At 56.1% G+C, this 21,549-nt stretch carries 13 protein-coding genes and 1 tRNA gene; 10 read left to right on the plus strand and 4 right to left on the minus strand.

The window, feature by feature from the left end; translation table 11 throughout:
• The first annotated feature begins 402 nt into the window (after positions 1 to 402).
• The gene (locus CKL79_RS07195; protein ID WP_121968905.1) at positions 403 to 6,699 is read left to right on the plus strand and encodes a choice-of-anchor I family protein; all 6,297 of its coding nucleotides are present in this window, start codon (positions 403 to 405) and stop codon (positions 6,697 to 6,699) included.
• Positions 6,700 to 6,765: 66 nt separating this feature from the next.
• On the opposite strand, the gene CKL79_RS07200 is transcribed toward CKL79_RS07195, so the two are convergent.
• Positions 6,766 to 7,134 carry an OST-HTH/LOTUS domain-containing protein gene (locus CKL79_RS07200; protein ID WP_121968906.1) on the minus strand — a complete coding sequence of 123 codons (369 nt, stop codon included), beginning with the start codon at positions 7,132 to 7,134 and terminating at the stop codon, positions 6,766 to 6,768.
• A 307-nt stretch (positions 7,135 to 7,441) separates the two neighbouring features.
• On the opposite strand from CKL79_RS07200, the gene CKL79_RS07205 reads away from it, so the two are divergent.
• The 8 genes from CKL79_RS07205 to CKL79_RS07235 all read left to right on the plus strand — a co-directional run bounded on the left by CKL79_RS07205 (position 7,442) and on the right by CKL79_RS07235 (position 17,908).
• Entirely contained in the window at positions 7,442 to 8,092 is a 651-nt protein-coding gene (locus CKL79_RS07205) for a response regulator transcription factor (protein WP_121968907.1), read from the plus strand.
• A 4-nt stretch (positions 8,093 to 8,096) separates the two neighbouring features.
• On the plus strand, positions 8,097 to 8,225 hold the full coding sequence (locus CKL79_RS24165) for a hypothetical protein (RefSeq protein WP_276299395.1): 129 nt from the start codon (positions 8,097 to 8,099) through the stop codon (positions 8,223 to 8,225).
• Positions 8,226 to 8,287: 62 nt separating this feature from the next.
• Complete coding sequence (locus tag CKL79_RS07210) at positions 8,288 to 10,084, plus strand: GAF domain-containing protein (protein ID WP_121968908.1); 1,797 nt, start codon at positions 8,288 to 8,290, stop codon at positions 10,082 to 10,084.
• Positions 10,085 to 10,304: 220 nt separating this feature from the next.
• The gene (locus tag CKL79_RS07215) at positions 10,305 to 12,239 is read left to right on the plus strand and encodes an EAL domain-containing protein (RefSeq protein ID WP_121968909.1); all 1,935 of its coding nucleotides are present in this window, start codon (positions 10,305 to 10,307) and stop codon (positions 12,237 to 12,239) included.
• Between the two features lie 919 nt (positions 12,240 to 13,158).
• Positions 13,159 to 13,686 (plus strand): hypothetical protein, encoded by a 528-nt coding sequence (locus tag CKL79_RS07220; RefSeq protein WP_121968910.1) that lies wholly within the window; start codon positions 13,159 to 13,161, stop codon positions 13,684 to 13,686.
• A gap of 192 nt (positions 13,687 to 13,878) precedes the next feature.
• Positions 13,879 to 14,262, plus strand: a complete 384-nt coding sequence (locus tag CKL79_RS07225) for a hypothetical protein (protein ID WP_141242170.1) — start codon at positions 13,879 to 13,881, stop codon at positions 14,260 to 14,262.
• A 168-nt stretch (positions 14,263 to 14,430) separates the two neighbouring features.
• On the plus strand, positions 14,431 to 15,198 hold the full coding sequence (locus CKL79_RS07230) for a fimbria/pilus periplasmic chaperone (protein ID WP_240518729.1): 768 nt from the start codon (positions 14,431 to 14,433) through the stop codon (positions 15,196 to 15,198).
• Between the two features lie 10 nt (positions 15,199 to 15,208).
• Positions 15,209 to 17,908 (plus strand): fimbria/pilus outer membrane usher protein, encoded by a 2,700-nt coding sequence (locus CKL79_RS07235; RefSeq protein WP_121968912.1) that lies wholly within the window; start codon positions 15,209 to 15,211, stop codon positions 17,906 to 17,908.
• A gap of 50 nt (positions 17,909 to 17,958) precedes the next feature.
• On the opposite strand, the gene CKL79_RS07240 is transcribed toward CKL79_RS07235, so the two are convergent.
• The 3 genes from CKL79_RS07240 to CKL79_RS07250 form a co-directional block, all read right to left on the minus strand.
• The gene (locus CKL79_RS07240; protein ID WP_240518730.1) at positions 17,959 to 18,351 is read right to left on the minus strand and encodes a response regulator; all 393 of its coding nucleotides are present in this window, start codon (positions 18,349 to 18,351) and stop codon (positions 17,959 to 17,961) included.
• A gap of 108 nt (positions 18,352 to 18,459) precedes the next feature.
• Positions 18,460 to 20,949, minus strand: coding sequence for a PAS domain S-box protein (locus tag CKL79_RS07245; RefSeq protein WP_121968913.1), 2,490 nt, complete (start codon positions 20,947 to 20,949; stop codon positions 18,460 to 18,462).
• 131 nt (positions 20,950 to 21,080) lie between these two features.
• A tRNA-Pro gene (locus CKL79_RS07250) sits at positions 21,081 to 21,154 on the minus strand.
• Positions 21,155 to 21,322: 168 nt separating this feature from the next.
• On the opposite strand from CKL79_RS07250, the gene CKL79_RS23130 reads away from it, so the two are divergent.
• The gene (locus CKL79_RS23130; protein ID WP_170943996.1) at positions 21,323 to 21,472 is read left to right on the plus strand and encodes a hypothetical protein; all 150 of its coding nucleotides are present in this window, start codon (positions 21,323 to 21,325) and stop codon (positions 21,470 to 21,472) included.
• Positions 21,473 to 21,549 lie beyond the last annotated feature (77 nt).

Below are 21,549 nucleotides of genomic sequence, written 5' to 3' on the forward strand. Positions count from 1 at the left end.
CGAAAACAGGCCGCGCATTGATAACCCTTTCATAACCTTCCCTTTACCTGTAGGGAGAAGAACTCTGGTAGCTTACAAAAGACATCAAAAACAATTGATAACAAGAGGGTTTACAGCCTGTAATCCTGACTCCAGTTAAGGCTAGGAAAAACTCCCAAGTCTCTGCTGAATGCTGCCATTCGGCAATATCAAGGTGTGTATCTGTGCCCGCTCCACTAGCTAGGGCACTGTCTGCGTAAACGTCATGCCAAATTCTCATAGGTTTGTCTAACGGGTTGTTCTTAAATTCTGTTAGTGACACTTACTGCGCTGGTATGCGGAAAGTGAGCTATTGGGCTGAGAACTGGCTGTAGCAGGCGCATGTAAGAACTTCGGCAGCCGCGAAAGAATATTAGGAAAATCATGACGCCCTCTCTTGAAAGAATCGGTAGCTTTGTCAGCGAAATTGGCGCTGAGATTATTGCCTTCGACGATACCCAAAAGCTGCTCTATGTAGTTTCCGGGCAAACCACGATTCAAATACTCAGTCTGAGCGACCCGACTGCGCCCGAAGAAGTTCTTTCTTTAGACTTGGCGACGTTGGGTGTGCCCATTGCCGGGGCTAACAGCGTCGCTTATCGCAATGGGTTGCTGGCAGTCGCTTTACAAGCTGCTGTTAAGACCGATGCGGGCACAGTCGCTGTGATTGATCTGGCCCTGTCCGAGACAGCTGGCTTGCCAGGTGCGTCCCAACTCTTCACGGTGGGCGCACTGCCCGACATGGTTACCTTTACCCCAGACGGCAGCAAAGTGCTAGTCGCTAATGAAGGCGAACCTCAAACCGATGAGGAGGAGGCAGACTTTGGCGTTGACCCCGATGGTTCTGTCAGCATTATTGATGTCTCTGGCGACTTTGCCAGCCTTTCTCAAGCGAACGTTTCGACCGCTGATTTTCTGAGGTTCAATGGTAGCGAAGCCGATTTACGCGCCGATGGGGTGCGAATTTTTCCCGATGCGATGGCCGCGCAAGACTTTGAGCCTGAATACATTGCGGTCTCGCCAGATGGCACCAAGGCGTTTGTGACGCTGCAAGAGAATAATGCGATCGCCATCATCGACATTGAGAGCGCTACCGTAGAAAGCGTTAAGCCACTAGGATTAAAGGACTTTAGCCTTGAAGGTAACGGCTTAGATGCCAGTGACGCCGACGGCGGTATCAATATCAGGCCGCAGTCAGTGTTTGGGCTGTATATGCCCGATTCGATTGCGTCTTTTGAAGCGAATGGTGAGACTTACTATCTAATAGCTAATGAAGGCGATGATCGTGGCGATGCTGACGAAGCCGGGCGGGGCGATGCTATTCGGCTCAACGGTCTGGCCGATGTCGTCTCTTTGGGCCGCAGCGGTTTAGCGCTTGACGAAAGCTTTGATGCCGCCGTAGAAAATGGCCTCTTAGCAGATGAAAACCTGGGCCGATTAACCATTTCCTCGATTGACGGCGACCTCGATGGGGACGGCGATCTTGACCAGATTGTGGCTTATGGGGCGCGGTCTTTTTCAGTGCTCGATGACAATGGCAATCTGGTCTTTGACAGCGGCGACCAGATTGCTCGGATTACTGCTGAGCAAACGCCCGAACTGTTTAATGCAAATGACGGTGATCCAGCCGAGGTAGATACCCGCTCTGACAACAAGGGCGCAGAGCCCGAGGCGATTACCACCGGCATAATCGGCGGGCGCCCCTACGGATTTGTCGGCTTAGAGCGCGCAGGCGGCGGCATTTTGGTCTACGACCTCTCAAATCCGCGTCAGCCTGAATTTGTGCAGTATGTGCGCAGCGATGAAGATATTGCGCCAGAGGGTCTAGCATTCATCTCGGCTGATAAAAGTCCTAACGGTCAGCCTCTGTTAGCGGTGGCAAATGAAGAGTCTAATACGGTCGCGATCTACGAGGTTGATATTCCGGCAGCGGCTGTGAGTGAAATTCAAGGGGCCGCGCATCTCTCACCTTTAGCCGGTGAAGTGGTGAAGACCGAGGGCATCGTCACGGGCGTGGCCTTTAACGGGTTTTACCTGCAGGGCAAGAGCGATGGAGATGACGCGACTTCGGACGGTATTTTTGTCTTCACAGGCGCTCAGCCGACGGTGAGCTTAGGTGACCAGGCGCGGGTATTTGGCACCGTTAGCGAATTTATCCCCGGCGGAGCAGATACGGGCAACCTGTCGATTACGCAGCTGACTTCGCCCGATGTGGTCGTGCTCTCTGAAGGCAATGAGCTGCCAGCGGCGATGGTGATTGGCCAGAGCGGTCGGGTGGCACCCAGCGAGATTGTAATTAGTGACGATGAGCTGCCGGTAAATCTGCAAAGCGATCCGGGTAACTTCGACCCTGAGCAAGACGCGATTGATTTTTATGAAAGCTTAGAAGGGATGCGGGTGACGGTAGAAGATGCGATCGCTATCTCCCCCACTCGTGTCTTCAACCCATTTTCAGCCGAAGCCTTTACCCTGCCCAACCAGGGCGCAACCGCTACCCCAGAAGGCGCACTCACAGCACGCGGCGGCATCAACCTGCGCTCCGGCCCAGAGAATATAGGCGACCAAAACCCGGAGCGGGTACAGATTCAGTTTGATCCGAACCTCTTGCCTGAAGGATTCGAGACGCCAGCGCTCACGGTCGGCGATCAGCTCGGTGATGTCACAGGCGTGGTTGGCTATAGCTTCGGCAACTTTGAAGTGAACGTGACCGAAGCCTTTGAAGTGACGCCTAGCGGCTTAACTCAAGAGGTGACTTCCCTAGCCGGTAACGAAGGCGAGCTGACAGTTGCTAGCTACAACGTGCTCAACTTGAGCGCCCTAGAGGAAGATGACAGCCAGCGCATGCTGCTAGCTGAGCAAATTGCTAATAATCTCAACTCGCCCGACATCATTGGCTTACAGGAGATTCAAGACAATGATGGGGAGACTGACGGCGCTGATAGCCCGGTGACGGATGCCAGTGAGACTTTGCAGAAGTTGGTAGATGCGATCGCCCTCGCTGGCGGCCCTACCTACGCCTTTGCCGACATTGCCCCCGTAGATGACTCCACAGGCGGCGTCCCCGGCGGCAATATTCGCAATTCGTTCTTGTACAATCCTGACCGGGTCTCTCTAGAGTCGCTCACGTTGCTAGGCGGCATAGAAGCCTTTGCCGGTAGCCGCGAGCCGCTAGTCGGAGAGTTTTTATTCAATGGCGATTTAGTCACTGTTGTTAATAATCACTTCTCTTCACGATTTGGCTCTACGCCCATATTCGGTGGTCCGCAGCCGTTTGTGCAGGCGGTAGAAGAGACTAGAGAAGCCCAAGCTCAGGCAATTAACGACTATGTCGATGGGCTTTTGAGCGACCGGCCCGGCGCTAACGTTGTTGTCCTGGGCGATTTGAACACCTTTGAATTCACCAACGACCTCACAGAGATTTTACCGGGCGTAGGCGATGAAAAAGTGTTGACCAACCTGGTCGATCAAGCGTTAGCGGCTGGCGATGCCTACAGTTTTATTTTTGATGGCAACAGTCAGGTCTTAGACAATCTGTTTGTCTCTGACGCGCTATTGCCAGGTGCCAAATTTGACATTGTTCATGTCAACAACGATTTTCCGCGCGACGACAATCGCCTTCGCTTTGCCGATACCGTCGTCGCCAGCGATCACGAACCAATTGTTGCTCAACTCACTTTAGCTGGTTCTAATTCAGGAGAGCCCCCCATGACGAGTGCGCCTTTTCAGCTACAGCTTTTACACCTGGCCGACCAGGAAGCGGGCATTCCCGCACTAGACGATGCCCCTCGCGCCTCGGCAGTGATCAACGCGCTTAAAGACGACTATGAGAATACGCTCATTCTCTCTTCGGGCGATGCGATTATTCCGGGTCTCTTCTTTACCGCCAGTGAAGAAGCCTTTGGTGGAGCCGGTCGCGCGGATATTCAAATTCAAAATGAGCTGGGTATTCAGGCGATCGCCTTTGGCAACCACGAATTTGACCTGGGTACAGCGCTGCTGCGCGACTTGATTGCTGGCGGTGAAGACGACCCTGAAACGCCCGACATTGACGAATCTTTTATCGGCGCTCAGTTTCCCTACCTCAGCAGCAACCTCGACTTCAGCACAGACCCTAATCTGGCTGACCTGGTAGTGACCGACGATCAGTCGCCCAAGCCCAACAGCATCGCCGCTACAACCGTGATCGATGTAAATGGTCAAAAGATTGGCGTGGTCGGCGCAACGACCCCAACCCTGCCATCCATCTCCAGCCCTGGCGACGTTACCGTTTTACCCGAAGACTTTGATGGGACGCCGACGCCTGAGCAGCTAGACGCCCTGGCTGCTGAAATTCAAACCGATGTCGATGAGCTGCTAGCGGCTAACCCCGACTTGAACAAAGTGGTCTTGCTTGCTCACATGCAGCAGATCTCGATTGAGCAGGAGCTGGCAACCCGGCTGAAAAATGTGGACATCATCGTAGCGGGCGGCTCTAACACGCGCCTGTTTGATGAGAACGATCGGCCTCGCGATGGCGATACGGTGCAGGGTGAGTACCCCATCTTTAAAGTCGATGCTGACGGTAAGCCAGTCGCTGTGGTCAATACCGATGGCAACTACAAGTACATCGGTCAGCTGGTAATTGACTTTGATGAGAATGGCAACATTATTCCTGAGAGCTACGATCCGGCGGTGAGTGGCGCTTACGCGACCGATGAACAAGGCGTCGCGGCGCTGAATGCACAGGGATTAGTAGATCCTGAAATTCAGGCGATTGTCGATACGCTGGAGGCGGTCATCATTGCTAAAGAGAGCAATGTCTTGGGCATTAGCGATGTCTACCTCAACGGATTACGCAGCAGCGTGCGCACCGAAGAGACTAACCTGGGGAACCTGACGGCGGATGCGAATTTGGCGATCGCCAAACAAACCGACGACAGCGTTGTTATCTCGATCAAAAACGGCGGCGGCATTCGTGACGACATCGGTCAGGTGATTGTGCCACCGGGCGGTACGGGCGAACCTGAGAGACTGCCAACAGAAGAGATTCCGGGCGTGAAGCCAGCTGGCGGCATCTCGCAAAACGACATTGCCAACAGCCTGCGATTTAACAACGGCCTGGCGCTGCTAACGGTCACCGCCGAAGAGCTGCTAGCGATCATAGAGCATGGGGTATCAGCTAGCGCACTCGACGATGCGGAGACGCCAGGGCAATTTCCGCAGGTAGCGGGCATTGAGTTTAGCTTTGATGTGACAGCCGCACCAGGCGATCGCGTTCAGTCTTTAGCCGTACTCGATGAAGCCGGTAACGATGCCGACGTGATTGTTCAAGACAGCGAACTCGTCGGCGACCCCGCTCGAACCTTCCGATTGGTGACGCTCGGATTTTTGGCAGGCGGCGGCGATGGCTATCCTTTCCCCGTGCGCGATGTCGTAGACCTGACCCAGCCTGACGATGCGGCTCGCACTGGCACGGCAACCTTTGCACCCGATGGCTCCGAGCAAGATGCCCTGGCGGAGTACTTAGCCGCTAACTTTGGCGTCACCAATCCCTTTGACAGCCCTGATCAGCCTCGCGCCGGAGACACCCGGATTCAAAACCTGGCCTTCCGCGAAGACACGGTGATTGACGGCGCAGGCGGCGGCACTGGTGGCGGCAACGGCGGCGGCAACGTGGGCGAAGAGCTGGCGACTACCCTCAACAATCTGCTGGCGATCGCCAGTAACAGCGTCACTCAGCTCACAGCGACTCTCACGGGCCGTGCTGCTAGCGAAGTCAGCGAGATTTTGGCCATTGTCACCGACGATGAGCAAGGCACTATCGACGGCCTAGCGCCGGGGAGTTCTGGCTATGTGCAAGCGGCCTTAGAAAGAGCGACCGTCGTGCTCTCAGCTTTAGCGACTGGCCAGTTTAACGATCTCAACCCGCAGCGCATTCTAGATGTCGCGGGCGGCGAGTTCTTGCAGTTTGCCACCGTCAGAGGCGGGACGCTCGGCGACCTCCTCAGGGGCGGCGCAGGTGAAGTCATCTTTGCCGATGCAGCGGCCAATGGTGATAGTCAGTCAGCGATTCAACCCAGCGCATTCACTGACGGCACTGTGCAAATAGGCTTCCGGCTACCTGGCAGCAACCGCTTTGACGACCTGACGCTGAATCTGGCTTTGGGCGACGCGGCTCGTCCGCTCGGTACGCTGCTACAGGGCCAGGGGGCCGAGGGCGAATTAATTGACCTGACCGGTATCACAGACGCGGTTGTGACCGCTGCTATCGAGGTCTTCCGCGAGGCCGGCTTCGACAACACCATGGGTTTCTATACAGTTGACGATCAGCAGGGTACGGTTCAAGATCTGCTGACTGGCAACTCACTCAGCCCCGGTGACGAGGGCTATGTGCGAGCGGCATTGGCTAATCGGGTGGGGCTCGACCTAACGGGGCAAAACGGACAGACCACGCAGTTTAGTACTGAGCTACCCACCGGTAAGCTGCTGTCCACATTCTTAGTCGCCAACGGCACAGTCGAGGCGCTGCTAGATACCGATGCCTTTAACGACCCTGCGGTTTACTTCAACCACATTGGTGCGAACGCCGACGGCAAAGACCACATCCGATTGCTTGGCGATAACCTGTTTGGCTATGAAGACCTGCCGGGTGGTGGCGATATGGACTTTAACGATGCGATCGTGAAAGTGTCTTTTGCTTAAGCAAATCACCCACCCATCGAATCAGCCAGGGGGCCGTGCGCTGCACAGCCCCTTTTTTTGGATATCTTACGCCGTCTTTTTGCCGTTTTTGCCCTTTTGCTTACTGCGCACGTAAATTGTCTTATCTCTGCGATCAACTTCAAACGAGTCAATCGCTTCAAACAGCCCGCTGAGATTTGCATATCCATAATTGCGCGAATCAAACGAAGCCTGATTTGAAATGTGAGCGCCTACCGTGGAGAGCCGCGACCAGCCGTTCTCATCTTGAATAGCTGTGACAGCGCCTCTCAAAAGATTCATCAGCTTAGTATCCTGCTTGAGCTGTTCACCCGTTTTCCGGGTACATGCAGCAACGCCGACAGAAGATCCGTACTGAAGCAAAGACTTTATGAGGTTGCCCAAACGCATAAAGACGCGAAGCAAGGCAGGTTTCATAGCCACCTACACCGTTCGAGAGCAGCGTTATAGCCATTGCCGGAACCTGTAGGACATTCCGTATATCCCTGGGGCGATGGCTATATGCCACGATAAAAGCTAGGGCTGGCCGCCGCCGCCAGGAAATTCCTGATCTATGGGGTACTGGGGCCTGAGATCGCCATTATTTCTGAAATCGAGCCGTTAGCGCCGCCCGTTATTAAGACAAGAGGCCTGTGTAGACTTGGGGACAGCCCTGGCCACAACCCGCCTGCTAAGTCAGGGCAATGACTGTTCAGGTGCGCAATAGAGGCAATAGAGGCCCAGTATGTCAATTATTCAGCTGGTAATTGCCGATAACCACACTCTGGTGCGGGCGGGCTTTCGATCGCTAGTAGAAGAGCTTGACGGCATTGAGGTGATTGGCGAAGCCGAGAATGGGCGCGACGTCCTCCAGCTGATCGAAACCCTCAAACCCCAGATTGTGCTGATGGATATCGCTATGCCAGAGATGAACGGGCTAGAAGCCACTGCCCGCATTGCCCGCGAGTTTCCTCAGGTGCGGGTGCTAATTTTGTCGATGCACGCCAACGAAGAGTACGTCTACCAGGCGCTGCGATCAGGGGCCAGCGGCTACCTGCTTAAAGACAGCGGCACCGAAGAATTGGAGTTGGCCCTGCGGGCGATCGCCCGAGGCGAAACCTACCTCTGCCCGGCGGTGTCTAAATACGTGGTCAGCGACTACGTACGGCGACTGAGCGAAGACCAAACCCCCCTCGACCAAATTACCCCCCGCCAGCGCGAAATCCTCCAGCTAATCGCCGAGGGCAAAAGCACTAAAGTCATCGCCGAACTGCTTTACATCAGCACCAAAACCGTCGAAACCCACCGTACCCAGCTAATGAATCGCCTGGATATTCACGATATTGCCGGGCTGGTGCGCTACGCGATTCGTATAGGGCTGGTGGTGTTGGAGTAGGAGGATGCAGTTACGAAGAGAGTGGGCGCACCTGGCAGGAGGGGCGCTGCCGGGGGAAGCACCAGATCAGGAGACTGACGGCAAAACTCAGCCTTTTCCTGATGCGGAGCCAAGGCTCTATTACGTATCGTAGATGTACCCATTGGTAATGCAAATGGATGATTGTCGGGGGCATAGAAATTTTGGGAAGCCGCTATGAAGCATCCATGCGTTGATGGTACTGAACCCTGTACCGCCTATTTAGGGTCGGCCGTTGGACCTCGCCGCCTGCCGCCTGAGACGCCCCAGCCGGTTCTGAGCCAGGGGGCTGGACACAGCGATCGCAACCCCCTGGCGCAGGCATTCAGTTCGCTGCAGCACATTCATCAATCCTTAGATCTCAATGTGGTGCTGCCGACAACGGTGTCTGAGGTGCGGCAGCTGTTGCAGGTAGAGCGGGTGTTTTTATTTCGCTTCGAGCCCGACTGGAGTGGGATAGTAGAGGTCGAAGACTGTGACCCTCGCTGTCTGCCGCTGAAAGGGCAGCGGGTGTATGACGAAATCTTTGCCGAAAAATGGGTCAGCGCCTATACCCAGGGCCGCATCCAGGCAGTGGCCGATGTAGAGCAGGCGGGGTTGACACCCTGCCATTTGGAGTTGCTCAGAGGTCTAGGGGTAAGGGCCAATTTGGTGGTGCCGCTGCTGGCAAAGGGCCGCCTTTGGGGGCTGTTGGTGGCCCAACACTGCTCGGCTCCGCGCCATTGGCAGGAGTCGGAGGTGCAGATGATGCAGCAGCTGGCGGTGCAGGTGGGCCTAGCCATTCAGCAGGCAGAGCTGTACCAGCAGATGCAGACAGAGCTGACCGCCCACCGGCAGGCAGCGGCCCATCTGGTGCAGCAGGCGCAGCGATCGCACGAGCGGCACCTGGAAAGCCTTAGCACCCTAGCCAAGGGCATGGCCCACGACCTCAGCGATATTCTCACCCCAATCATGCTGGCGGCAGAAGTGCTCAAGCAGCCCGATCTCGATAGCGAACAGCGGCGGCGGTGGCTCAGCCGCATTCAGACCAGCGCCCGCCAGGGTGTCAGCCTGGCAGATCAGGTGCTCACCTTTGCCCAGGGGATGGGCGGTCAGCGGACAGAGATTCAGCTGACCTACCTGCTGGGGGAACTGGTGCAAACCCTGAAAGAGATTTGCACTAGGGATATTTCTGTGACCTCGCGGCTGCGGCTGCCTCGTCTGTGGACTGTGGAGGCCGACGCCACTCAGCTAAACCAGGTGTTTATGAATCTCTGCCTCAACGGTTTGGAGGCCATGGCCGAGGGCGGCATCCTGCACCTGGAGGCATGCAATATTTGGTGGCACGGAGCGCCCGACCATCCCCAACTTACGCCCGGGGCCTATGTGGTAGTGACAATCGCCGACACGGGCACAGGGATGACGGCGGCAGTCTGCGATCGCAGCTGCGAACCCTTTTTTACCACTCGCGCCCAGGAAGGCCACTCGGGGCTAGGGCTGTCTACGGCTCAGGGCCTGGTCAAGGGCTGCGGCGGCTGGCTGGAGGTCTATAGCCAGATGGGGGAGGGCACCACTGTCGAAGTATATCTACCGGCCAGGGTTGACACCGCCGATCTGCCCCTCCTGCCGACCGGGATAGAAAGCCCAGGTGCCCAGGTGCTCTTGGTCATGGCCGATGATCCAATTCGTGAGCTGCACCGCGCCCTGCTGGAGAGCTACGGCTATCAGGTGCTGGTGGCGGAGGAAGGGGCCGATGCGATCGCGCTCTTTATTCAGCACCAGACCGAGCTGAGCACCGTGGTCTTAGATCTGGCTCTGCCCACTCTCAATGGCACAGCCATGCTGCGCCGCATGCAGCACATTTTGCCTGCGCTACCCCTTGTGGCCCTGGGCCATGGCGACCTCGCCGAGGTGGCAGTGACCACCCTAGACTCACCCAATAGCGCAACCCTACTGACTACCCTGGCTCAGGTATGCCCCTCGCCTCAGGCTTAACTCAGGCATAATCTGCCCCAGACTCAGGCATTTCCTGATGGGTAAAGCCACCTGCAAGGCCTAAGCTAGAACTCTCTAAGCGGTGTGTTACCGGGGTTAAGCCAGGGCTGGCTTCACCAGTAGGGTGTTATATATCTTGCTCCGGTTTTTTCGCCCTTGCCCTAACGGGTTGCAGACACCATTTTCCTATTCCCGTATACCTATTTCTGTTTACTATGCTATGGCACAGTCTCTTACCACTGCCTACCAGCACATTCCCTTCGTGCCCCCGGCTGAGTCCGCAGCAGATTACCTTGGCATGACTGTCGCCCCCGACCAGCCCCTGCGTCAGTGTGCCGCTGAGTTCAGTGCCTACCTCCAGCGCTGCTCAACCCTGCCCGACCTGTTGCAAACCGCAACGGCCAAGATTTGTAGGGCGATCGCCGCCGATGTGGTAGCGGTGAGCCAGCGGTCGTCGAACGACGATGAGTGCCGGCTAGCTACAGTCTATGGCCAGGGCCTTACGCCTGAGGTATGCCCTCGCTATTTTCGCTGGGCGTTGGGCTCGGCTGGCCCAGAGCACACCCAGTGTCTCAACGCTACTGCCCTACAGCAGATGCCCGCCGTTCTGGGGCAGAGTTTACAGTTTCAGCACATGGACAGTGGCTGGATTGTTCCCCTGTGGTACAACGGGCAGCTCTGGGGGCACTTGATGGGGTTTTGGCGATCGCCCTTTGCCCCCAGGGTCGTGGATATTATGGCTCACCTAGAGCAGATGGCGGTTCAGCTGATGGTGGGCGTCAGACTGATTGAACTTCAGCGGCAGGCCGACTACAGCCAGGGCCAGCAGCGGGGGCTAGAGCAGTTGCTCCATCATATTCAGATGCACGACCCGCTGACCGGGCTGCCCAATCGCAATTACCTTTTGCAAGAGCTCATCCAGGCGCTGGCCGCTGAGTCAGCCTCCCAATTGACCGGGGTTGTACTGGTGAATATTGATCGGTTTCAGGCGATTAAAGACAGCCTGGGCCACGATACAGGCGAGCTGCTGCTGCTAGAGGTAAGCTTCCGGCTAGCCCAAGCCCTAAAATCTACCCACGCTTTGGCCCGCTGGGGCGAAGACACCTTTGCCATTGTGCTGCGGCAGTTGGCTGACTCAGACAGCGCGGAGGCGATCGCCGCCAAACTACGCCACGAACTTGAGCGCCCCTACGACTGCAACCAGATCGAAGTCTTTCTCACTAGCTGCATGGGCATTTCCCTGAGTCACGCTGCCCACACTACACTCGAAACGCTGCTGCAAGAAGCTGGCACTGCCCTGTACCAGGCTAAGGGCCAGGGCCAGGGGAAAATTTTGAGCTTTCATCCCGCCATGCACGATCAGATGGTGGCCCGTCTCCAGCTCGAAACCGATCTGCATAAAGCCATCCAGAACCAAGAGTTTTTGCTTCACTACCAGCCCATTGTGACCTTGAGCGACCAAACGCTGGTGGGCTTTGAGGCCCTAGTACGCTGGCAGCACCCTATCCTAGGCATAATTTCTCCAGCGAAGTTTATCCCCCTCGCCGAAGAAACTGGGCTAATTGTAGCCATCGATCAGTGGTGCTTACAAACGGTCTGCGAGCAGATGCATCAGTGGCAGCAGCGGTGGCCCAACCTACCGCCCCTGACGATTAGCGTCAATCTCTCTAGCCATCATTTTTTTCAGCCCAACTTGGTCAAGTATATTCAGACACGTTTAGAGACAGCTAAGATTGCTCCCGATCGCCTCAAGCTCGAAATTACCGAGAGCACTTTAATTAGCGACACCAGCTTGGCCACCGCTGTTTTGACTGAGCTTCAGCAACTCGGCATTCAAGTCAGCATGGATGACTTTGGCACAGGCTACTCATCGCTCAACTATCTGCACCAGTTTAAGTTCAACACCCTCAAGATCGATCAGTCGTTTATTGCTTTACTCAAAGCCGATACCGAACAAGGGGCGATCGTTCAAGCCATTATTACCCTGGCCCACGCCCTGGGCATGAATGTGGTAGCCGAAGGGGTAGAAACCTCAGCGCAGCACAATTTATTGGCAGCTATGCATTGCGAGTACGGTCAGGGATATTTATTTGACAGGCCGCTAACTTTAGACGACGCCACCAAGACAATCGAACAGCAAATTTTCCTGGGGTAGACATTAGGAAGTTGATTAAGCCAGGGATAAGCGAATCATTTTTTATCCCTAGCTAAGCCTGTGAGCAGGGCAGTAATCATTTCAATAAGGGAAGTGCGCCTCAATAAAGCACCGGGATCGTTGATCACTTTAGGGTGCATATAGCGGTTCTCGGTCGAGTGCGGTACGCTTTCAGCCCTGAAACCCTCGCCAGTCAGGAGTTGTTGCACCTCACCCGTTTAGGAGCCGCTATAACAGCCTCTGCTATGGATGGCGAGACTGAGGATGTCTCTGTAGGCTGGGGTCACAATGCTTAAAGAGCAGATTGCCAACTCCGCAAAAAGCAGAAAAAATCAATCTTTGACAACTCCGGAAGGGCTTAATATATCGATACAAACTTAGTATAGGCCTGGCAAAATACGATTTTTCGCCAATCCGGAAAGGCCTTGAAACTATTCTTATAAAGTTAAGAATAAGCTAGATTTTTAATTGCGTTTCGACATATTCTTTATCAAAATTAAGCAGCTTAAACTAGATAGCTTTTACTCTTTAATTATCTCAACATAATTACGCAAAAAAATCTAATTATGAAAATATCACTAGCAAAAATTAGGTGCAATTAACGTGGGTTAATTTGGTTAGGCTCACTAAAGTAGTAAACATGAAGGAAAGAGATAAAAACCTGATCGAGAGCAAGCGGTTCACCCATCTGCTATTCGAAGATCGAAACGACTAGCACTTTCGCCAACAGCTTCAGCAGATCATCTCTCTATTTCAGTGCAAACTACCGCCATTCTGGTCGAGGAAGAGATTGTTCCTTTAGTTACAAAGAGGAATGTATTTCTAAACCTAACCCAGACTGCAAGCCGCAGGGGGCATTACCTATACCCTGCCAACAAACTCACTTCAGGCAAAACTTGCCACTTCAGGAGAACACATCATGTTTGCTAAAACCTTCCGTAATATTCTAGTTGCTTCTAGCCTGCTCATCGGCGCATCGCTACTCGCTGGCCCTGCTGCCCTAGCAGCCACTGACAACGGCGAAGTAACCGGTACTGTCGCAGCCGTTAACGCCATTACGTTTAACCCAGCGACAGGTACAGTAATTACCGGTGGGGCCGCCGTGCCAGCTTACCCCATGGGGACATTAGACCTTCAAGACAACGCGGCCGCTGGCTGGACCTTAAATGTGCAATCGCTTAACGGTGGCGAATTGCGCAAGGTAGGCTCTCCCACCGATCTTATTACCTACACGCAGCTAAAAACAGGTAATATTGGCGCTTCGACATCTGCCTCTGTAGACCTTGCGACGGCAGCTACTGACGAACTGTTGCACAGTTCTCTCTACGACCCTGCTGTAGCAGCAGGAGTCACTGGTGTTGCCGTTACTGCTGACATCGCAGTCGGCCAGTTCGTTCCTATTGGCACCTATGCCGATACCTTGACCTTCACCCTAACCTCTCTATAATCCTTCCTTGAGGAATTTAGAGCTAGCTTGAAAGGTCTGACTTAATCACCAAGTTGTGTGGAAGTGCTCTAGGGCATCTCCACACAATGGGTGTGTTTTTGAGGGCAAAAAATGCGAAATTATGACCTCTTAAAATGGTTTGCACCGGCAGCATTAGGGCTAAGCACACTATGCCCAGCAGCAGCTTTAGCCTTGGACATTGTTGATTACACCCCTGGCAGTAGCTTTACCCTCAGTCTCAGTGCCGGTAACCCTAATCAAGACTTTGGCACAGTTCATATTCAGTCTGACAGTGCTACCGGGTGGGTGTTGCTCGTGCGCTCTACCCAGGGCGGCAAGCTCTCCCATGGCACTCATCCATCTGCCGTTCCCTACACTTTGACCGTGGATGGCATTCAGGTCAATAATCTGGCGGGTGGTAACGATGTTACAGTGCTGACCAAATCAACTCTGACCTGCCCACCCCCTACAGGCTGCACCCTGCCTGTGCGGGCCACTGCGCTAGCCAGCGACATAGCCGGAAAACCATCGGGCTCTTATTCAGATACGTTGGTGTTTACCCTAAATAACCAATAAAAATAAATCAATTTTGATATTCCTTAAAAATCCCTGAAGAGACTAATAAATTGCTAGAAAAGATGCACTATTAACCCAGTGGTTAGCTACAAAAACTAGGGTAATTTACCGCATTTCTTCAGCAATTTTAAGCCTAGTCTCTCCGCCGCACTCCATGGAGAATCGACAATGAAAACTTTCGCAACCATCGGCTGTCTAGCCTCGCTTTTACTGGGGGCAGGGGCATTGATGGCCCCACCCAGCTGGGCCGATGCCACCTATCAGCTCTCACCCTCTAGCCTCACCCTCGAACCCAGCGGCTCTCGCTCCACTGGCTCATTTCAGGTGCGCAGCACAGGCGATGAACCTGTCGCCATTGAAATTCGCGTCACCGAACGCCAGATGGATTTGAACGGCAGAGAAACCCGCCCCGATGCAGAAGATGATTTTGTGGTTTACCCACCCCAAATTTTGCTGCAACCAGGTCAAGTCCAGACTGTACGAGTCACCTGGCTAGGCGAGCCTAACCCAGAGCATGAACTGCCCTTTCGACTGATGGCCGAGCAGTTGTCCATTGCCTTCGACGAGCCTGAAGCTGAAGTCACTACCGCAGTGGTGAGAATTAATGCCCTTTATAACTTTGTGGCTTCTCTCTACGTTGCCCCCCGAGGCGTCAGCCCCAACGTGGTGCTCGAAAGCGCCAGCCATCAAAACATCAACGGCCAAGATGCTCTGGTGGTGCAGTTTCACAACCAGGGTACAGCCCATCAACTGCTGACTGGCCTGCACCTCACCCTCACCTCAGAGGCAGGCGGGCAGACGGTGACCCTAAACCCCGAACAACTGCAAGGGATAAGCGGCGAAAACCTGCTGGCCCAAAACCAGCGACAATTTACCGTGCCCTGGCCAGCCGGGTTGCCGGTAGGGCCAGTGACCGCCACCTTCGATCTGCGATAAGCCCTGCCCCGTGTTAACGCCCTATCTCCTCACGGCAACGCCGCCGATTCTGCTGGTCAATCCACTGCCGCCCCCCCCGGTAGAGTCTGTGCTTACGGCTGCGGCTGAAGCCCTGACACCCCCCCAGATTGCCGTGGCTCCCACCCCTGAAGCGGTTGGGGGCCATGCCTTAGTCTCTGGTTTACTCGCTCCGCAACCGTCGTTTTCTAGAGCCCGACAGCCCCTGGCAATAGCAGATCCCCCTTCGTTAGCAGAGGCGACGATTCAGACGACTGCACCGTCTTCCGAACCTACAGAGGAATCGGCTGAAACCGAGGCTGAACTGTTTGAGCGGGTATTTGGCCGCCCGCCGCCGCAGGATCAGGCTATTGCTGTGCCCTTTTTTATTAACGATCAGCCCCAGGGGCAGGCGATTGTGGTGATTGCCGAGGGCAGTGCCAGCCAGGTACAGGCCGCCCCGGTGCTCGACAAAACCGCGTCCATTTTGCAGCCAGACTTGCAAAGCCAATTGATGGCGATCGCCGACAGCGAAGGCTACTTACCCCTGGCCCAGCTGCAACAGTTAGGCATTGAGGTTGTTTTTGATCAAACCCAGCTAGAGCTTTATCTACAAATTCCGGCGGCGCTGCGGCGCACCAATGTGGTGGGTGTCTCTGGGTTGCCCCCCGAGGCGGCGGATGCCCTGCCGGTGAGCACCGCCAGCGGGTACCTCAATATTTTGGCTGGCGAAGATATTGCCTGGTCAGGCTCGGGGAGCACCGGACGGCAGCCCCTGCGCATTGCCCTCGATGGGGCGCTAAATCTATCGGGCTGGGTACTAGAGGGACGCGCCAACGCGATCGAAGGAGGTGCGCCGAGGTTTAGTCGGGGCGATGTGCGACTGGTGCACGATGACCCGGTCAATGCCCTGCGCTACATAGCGGGGGATTTATCGATTCCGGTGAGTGGGGCATTTCAGACCGTGGTGCCGCTGGGCGGTATTTCGGTGTCTCGCAACTACAGCTTGCAGCCCTATCGCATTACCCGCCCCACCGGGGAATTTACGTTCTTTTTAGAGCGGCCTGCCAAAGTAGAAATTTACATTAATGGAGTCAGGGTGCAGCAGTTGCAGCTGGAGGCCGGGCCTCAAGACATTCGCAACCTGACCCTGAGCACCGGGGCCAACAATATTCAGCTAGTCATTACCGACGACCTGGGGCAGGTGCAGCGCCTCGACTTTGCCACCGCCTTAGCCGGTAATTTGTTAGCGCCGGGGCTGCAGCAGTTTTCTTACAATCTGGGGTTTCCTACCCGAACCCTGAGCGGGCAGCGACAGTACCAGTGGGATGAGCCGCAGCTGGCCCTGGCCCATCGCTGGGGGGCGAGTTCGACACTGACCCTGGGCGGCTATGCGCAACTGACGCCCTCCTATCAAATGGTGGAAACCGATGGGGTGTGGGCATCGGCGGTGGGCAACTGGGGTTGGGATGTGGCGGCCAGCCACACCAGCGAACTGGGCACTGGCCTGGCCATGCGGTTGCAGTATGAGCTACCCCCCAGCCCCCAAGACGCTACGAATCGATCGCTGCGAGTGGCGGCAGAGTACCGGGGCGATCGCTTCACTACCTTTGGTTCGCTCAGCCCCAGCCCCGACTGGCTCACCCTGTCAGCCGCCTACAGTCAGCGCATTTTTGGTGACACGAGCTTGAATATCGGCGGCGGCTATCGCCTAGGGCGAGATGGCCCAGATAGCTATACCGCTAACCTGGGGCTGTCGCGATCGCTGGGCAACGGTTTCAGCGGCAGTATCAACCTCAACCACAGCCTCGATCAGCAGGGCCAGGATGAAACTCGCGCCTTTTTAGGGCTGTCTTGGCTGATGCCGCAACGCCGTCAGTCGGTGGCGCTCAACACCACAGTGAGTAGCACAGAGACGATCAGCAATCGTCTGTCGTGGAGCCGCAGCCCTGAGCGCAGACTGCAAAGCCCTGGTCTAGCGCTCGATCTAAATCGAGGGAGCCAGGGTTACGATCTGTCGGGGCGGCTGACCTACACCGACTATCGCTTTGATCTGGGCCTGACCCACGATGTCGCCTGGCCTACCGCGGCGGCGGGGGCCACTACTAGCAACAACATCAGCAACACCACTCGCCTCACCCTTGGTACCGCCCTAGTGTTTGCCGATGGCCACGTTGGCTGGTCGCGACCAATTACCAACAGCTTTGTGCTGGTAGTGCCGCGCGATCGCTGGCTGGGGCAAACCATTGGGGTCAACCCCAGCCAGGAGGGCTATGGGGCCGTAGTCGATGGGTTTGGCCCAGCGGTGCTGCCCGATCTCCAGCCCTACTACGTCTCGCGGGTACGGCTTGACGCTCCAGAGGCCCCCCTAGGCTACGACCTGGGAGCCGATGAGTATGTGATTATGCCCAGCTACCGCAGCGGTACGCTCATCATGGCCGGTACCGAAGCTTCGGCGTTTGTCCGGGGCGTGCTGGTGGATAAGGCCGGGGCACCTCTGGGGTTGCAGGCGGGCGAGGTCGTCTCGTTGTCAGACGCTGACTGGGTGACCCAGACCCTGTTTACTAACCGAAATGGTCGGTTTGCCCTGCTGGGGTTTACCTCAGGGCGTTATGAGATTAGACTGCGCGATCGCGCCCCGCTGCAATTTGAAATCGCCCCCAATCAAGAAGGACTAATAGATCTCGGCACATTGCAGATTGGCCCTCCCTAAGCCACTGACACCCAGCCCTTGACCAGGGCTATGCGCAGAGCGCATAGCGGCTACTGGTTTTTTTCTTCGACCGCCCGCTGGGCCCCCAGGCGAGTTTGAATCATGCGCAGCAGGTCATCGCGGGTAAAGGGCTTGGTGAGGTAGTCGTCGGCCCCCAGGTCCATACCGTCGCGGAAGTCAACCCGTTCGGCCTTGGCGGTAAGAAACACAAAGGGCAGGGTGGCCAAGCCGGGATCTTGACGAATCTGCTTCAAGACGCCGAAGCCGTCGAGCACGGGCATCATGATGTCGCAAATTACCAGATCGGGCTTGAACTCGTGAATTTGGCGCAGGCCCTCTTCGCCGTTGGCGGCGCTGTCAACGATAAAGTCTTCGGCGTTGAGAATATCAACGATGCTGTCGCGTACCCCAGCTTTGTCTTCGATCACCAGAATCTTAGCCATGAGGGTCACTCCATAGTAAAAGGGGTAAAACAACAGTAAAGGTGGTGCCTAGGCCCACTTCACTGACAAACGAGATGTGCCCATGGTCCTTGCCCCCGACACCTTCCCTTAAGCCCGAATCGGCACCCGCAGCGAAATCTGGGTGCCCTCTCCCGGCGCAGAGATGATCGTCAACTGCCCACCGATTAGCCGGCCTCGTTCTTCCAGGCCCAGCAGGCCCAGGCTGGTGCCTTCGGTTTTGGCCTGGCCAATAGCCTCCAGGTTAAACCCTACCCCGTCGTCTTGAATGGAGAGGTACAGGGTGTGGTTGGTTTGCCCCAGGGTAATGGTGACAGTTTGGGCCTGGGCGTGGCGGGCAATGTTAGTCAGGGCCTCCTGCACAATGCGAAAGCAGGCGGTTTCGGTGGCAGCGGGCAGCCCCTCGGGGGGCGGGTCGCACACCAGGGTTTCTTGCAGGCCGGTGCGATCGGCGTGGCGGTTGATGTACCAGCGCAGGGCGGGTACCAGGCCCAAGTCATCGAGCATAGAGGGGCGCAGGTCAAGGGAGAGGTCGCGCACCTGCTGGAGCGCTCCATCGACGATCAAGAGGCAGTCTTGCAGGGGGGCTTTGGCTTTGGTGCTGTCAACGATGCGATCAAGGCGGTGCAGGTTGAGTTTGACGGCGGTGAGGGCCTGGCCCACCTCGTCGTGCAGTTCGTGGGCCAAAAAGCGCCGCTCGGTTTCCTGGGCCTCTAATAGCTGGCTTGAGAGGGCATGCAGGCGGGCGCGATCGTGCCTGACCTGCTCAAACAGGCGGGCATTTTGCAGGGCAATGGCCAGGTGGTTGGCCACCTCTTGGGCAACTTGCTCGTGGTCGTCGCTAAAGTGGGCCGGGTGCGGCGAGGTCAGGGTAATCTCGCCGATTACATCCCCGTTGGCCACCAGAGGAATTGTCATCACCGACTGTACCGGGGTCGCTGTAAACCGCTGCAAAACGGCTGGGGGCGATGTCAGCTGCTCAGGGCTTTGTATCCGAACAACTAAGGTGGAGGGGGGGCTCTGGGCCAGGACAAAATCTTCTATGGGTAGCACCAACCGGTGGGGAAATAGAGGGGCGGTGGTCGGGGTGGGGCTGCTGGTGTTGGCCAAAATTTCGCCCAGATGGATGTCTTTGTTAAACAGGGCGACCATGCCCTGAGGGCATCTGAGCAGCTGGCTGAGCAGCTGCAGGGCAGACTGGGCAATGTCCTGGGGTTCAAAGTTAGTGAGAATGGCCCGGTCCATATCGTGTAGCCCCCGCAGGCGGTGGGCGTACTGCTGAAGGGTAGTTTCAGCCTGCTTAGCCAAGGTGATGTCTTGCAGCACCACAATGAAATATTTGGGCTGCTGCATCGGGTCGCGCACCAGCGACACCGTCAGATTGGCCCAAATTAAGCAGCCATCTTGGCAGAAGTAGCGCTGCTGCCAGGTGTAGCTCTGGCGCTGGCCCTGCAACATCTCGTCGAGGTAGCGTTGGTCGTCGGCCCGGTCGTCGGGGTGAATGATCTCGTGGAAGGATTCCCCAATTAGCTCATGATGAGGGTAGCCGAGAATCTCACCCAGCGCAGGGTTGAGCCACAGCAGCAGGCCATCGGGGGCCATATGGGCGATGCCCACCGCCGCCTGCTCAAAGGTGGCGCGAAAGCGGGTTTCGCTCTCCATCAGGGCGGCTTCGGCCAGCTTGCGCTGGGTGATGTCTTTGATGGTGGTGACAAAGAAGTCGGTGCTGCCGTCGTCCTTGAGAATGACCTTAATCTCTAGGGAGGTGTAGATGATCAGACCGTCTTTGCGCAAAAACCGGGTTTCGAGTGTGCCGCTATCGTCGGTGCGGGCTTCGAGCTGAGCAAACTGGTCGCGGGCCGGGGGTAGGTCGTCGGGGTGGGTGAGGTCAGCCCAGGTCAGCTGCTGGATCTCGCTGCGGCTGTAGCCCAGCATGTCGCAGAGATGATTGTTGAACCGCACCCAGGTCTGGGTATCGGCGGCAATAATAGCCATGCCCAAAAACGGCAGGTCGTAGAAGAGGCGCAGGGTGGCCTCGGCCTGCTGGAGCTGAAGATTGACGGCCCGCAAGTCTTCCATGCGCTGCTGGGCCTGGGTGCGGAGTCCCTGATTGCTGGCCCGCAGGGCGGTTTCGGTCCGGGAGCGCTGGGTGATGTCGTAGAGGCCCATAACCGCCCCTAGGGTTTGGCCGCTAGCGTCGAGCAGGGGGCGACTGTTGACCAGCACCAGGTAGCGATCGCCCTGAGGATGTACGATCGCCAGCTCCAAATCGCCCAGGGTTTCGCCCTCTAGCCCCCGCCACAGCGGCAGGCGATCGCTGGGCAGCGGGGTGCGATCGCCTGGTATGTAAATGCTCACCTTCTCAGTCAGACTAGCGGCGGTCAGTTCGCCAGTTCCCAGGCCCAGTAAGCGGCGGGCGGCGGCGTTGACCAGGGTAATGGTTTGGTCGCGATCGCAAACCACCAGACCCTGATCTAGGGTTTCAAGTACCGCCGAGAGATCGAGCCCAAGTGGGGGAGGGGCAGGGGCCAGTGGAGGTCCGGCAATACCGCTGTCTGTAGAGGGGACAGGTTGAACCATAGCGACAGAACGTTAGCAACTCAACTATACCTAGAGGGTGCTTGCCACAGCTCCGTTTGCGCGCTCTGGGGAGCAACCCGTTATGGAACGTCACGACAGCTAAACCGTTACTCGACAAATTTTCAGCTCAATCGGGATGGCGGGATTCGAACCCACGGCCCCCTCGTCCCGAACGAGGTGCGCTACCAAACTGCGCCACATCCCGCGATGTTGCTCTACTGTGAGCAATCGCTTACTAAGATTATCACAGGCTTTCAAGTCTTAGGCAGCAAAAATGGGTAAGAAGCTGAGGAAGTTGGTAGAAAAATGGTAGAAATCTCAACCACTTGATTTGTATAGGTTCTGGCGTCTAAACCCAACTAGACGCTAGAAAATGAAATTTAATCTGACGACTGACAAGGGCAACTACCGTATAGACTTCACCCTCGAAGGAAAACGCAAGCGCTTTTACCCTGGGACTCAAGATGAGGTCACAGCCAAGCAGCTTATCAAGCAGATGTCTTTTGACTACTCCCCGCTCTGAAGAGACGGGGATTCCCCGGTTACCCAGAGAGTTTCCTGTTTCATAGCAGTTGCCTTCAAAGCTAATGCTTATCGGGT

The organism is Leptolyngbya sp. BC1307 (assembly GCF_002286735.1).
Classification (GTDB): Bacteria; Cyanobacteriota; Cyanobacteriia; order Phormidesmidales; family Phormidesmidaceae; genus Phormidesmis.

Coding starts and splice junctions, on each gene's coding strand:
- CKL79_RS07195 (WP_121968905.1), top strand. CDS start 403: ATGACGCCCTCTCTTGAAAGAATCGGTAGCTTTGTCAGCGAAATTGGC.
- CKL79_RS07245 (WP_121968913.1), bottom strand. CDS start 20,949: ATGGTTCAACCTGTCCCCTCTACAGACAGCGGTATTGCCGGACCTCCA.
- CKL79_RS23130 (WP_170943996.1), top strand. CDS start 21,323: ATGAAATTTAATCTGACGACTGACAAGGGCAACTACCGTATAGACTTC.
- CKL79_RS07200 (WP_121968906.1), bottom strand. CDS start 7,134: ATGAAACCTGCCTTGCTTCGCGTCTTTATGCGTTTGGGCAACCTCATA.
- CKL79_RS07230 (WP_240518729.1), top strand. CDS start 14,431: ATGAAAACTTTCGCAACCATCGGCTGTCTAGCCTCGCTTTTACTGGGG.
- CKL79_RS07215 (WP_121968909.1), top strand. CDS start 10,305: ATGGCACAGTCTCTTACCACTGCCTACCAGCACATTCCCTTCGTGCCC.
- CKL79_RS07205 (WP_121968907.1), top strand. CDS start 7,442: ATGTCAATTATTCAGCTGGTAATTGCCGATAACCACACTCTGGTGCGG.
- CKL79_RS07220 (WP_121968910.1), top strand. CDS start 13,159: ATGTTTGCTAAAACCTTCCGTAATATTCTAGTTGCTTCTAGCCTGCTC.
- CKL79_RS07240 (WP_240518730.1), bottom strand. CDS start 18,351: ATGGCTAAGATTCTGGTGATCGAAGACAAAGCTGGGGTACGCGACAGC.
- CKL79_RS07210 (WP_121968908.1), top strand. CDS start 8,288: ATGAAGCATCCATGCGTTGATGGTACTGAACCCTGTACCGCCTATTTA.
- CKL79_RS24165 (WP_276299395.1), top strand. CDS start 8,097: ATGCAGTTACGAAGAGAGTGGGCGCACCTGGCAGGAGGGGCGCTGCCG.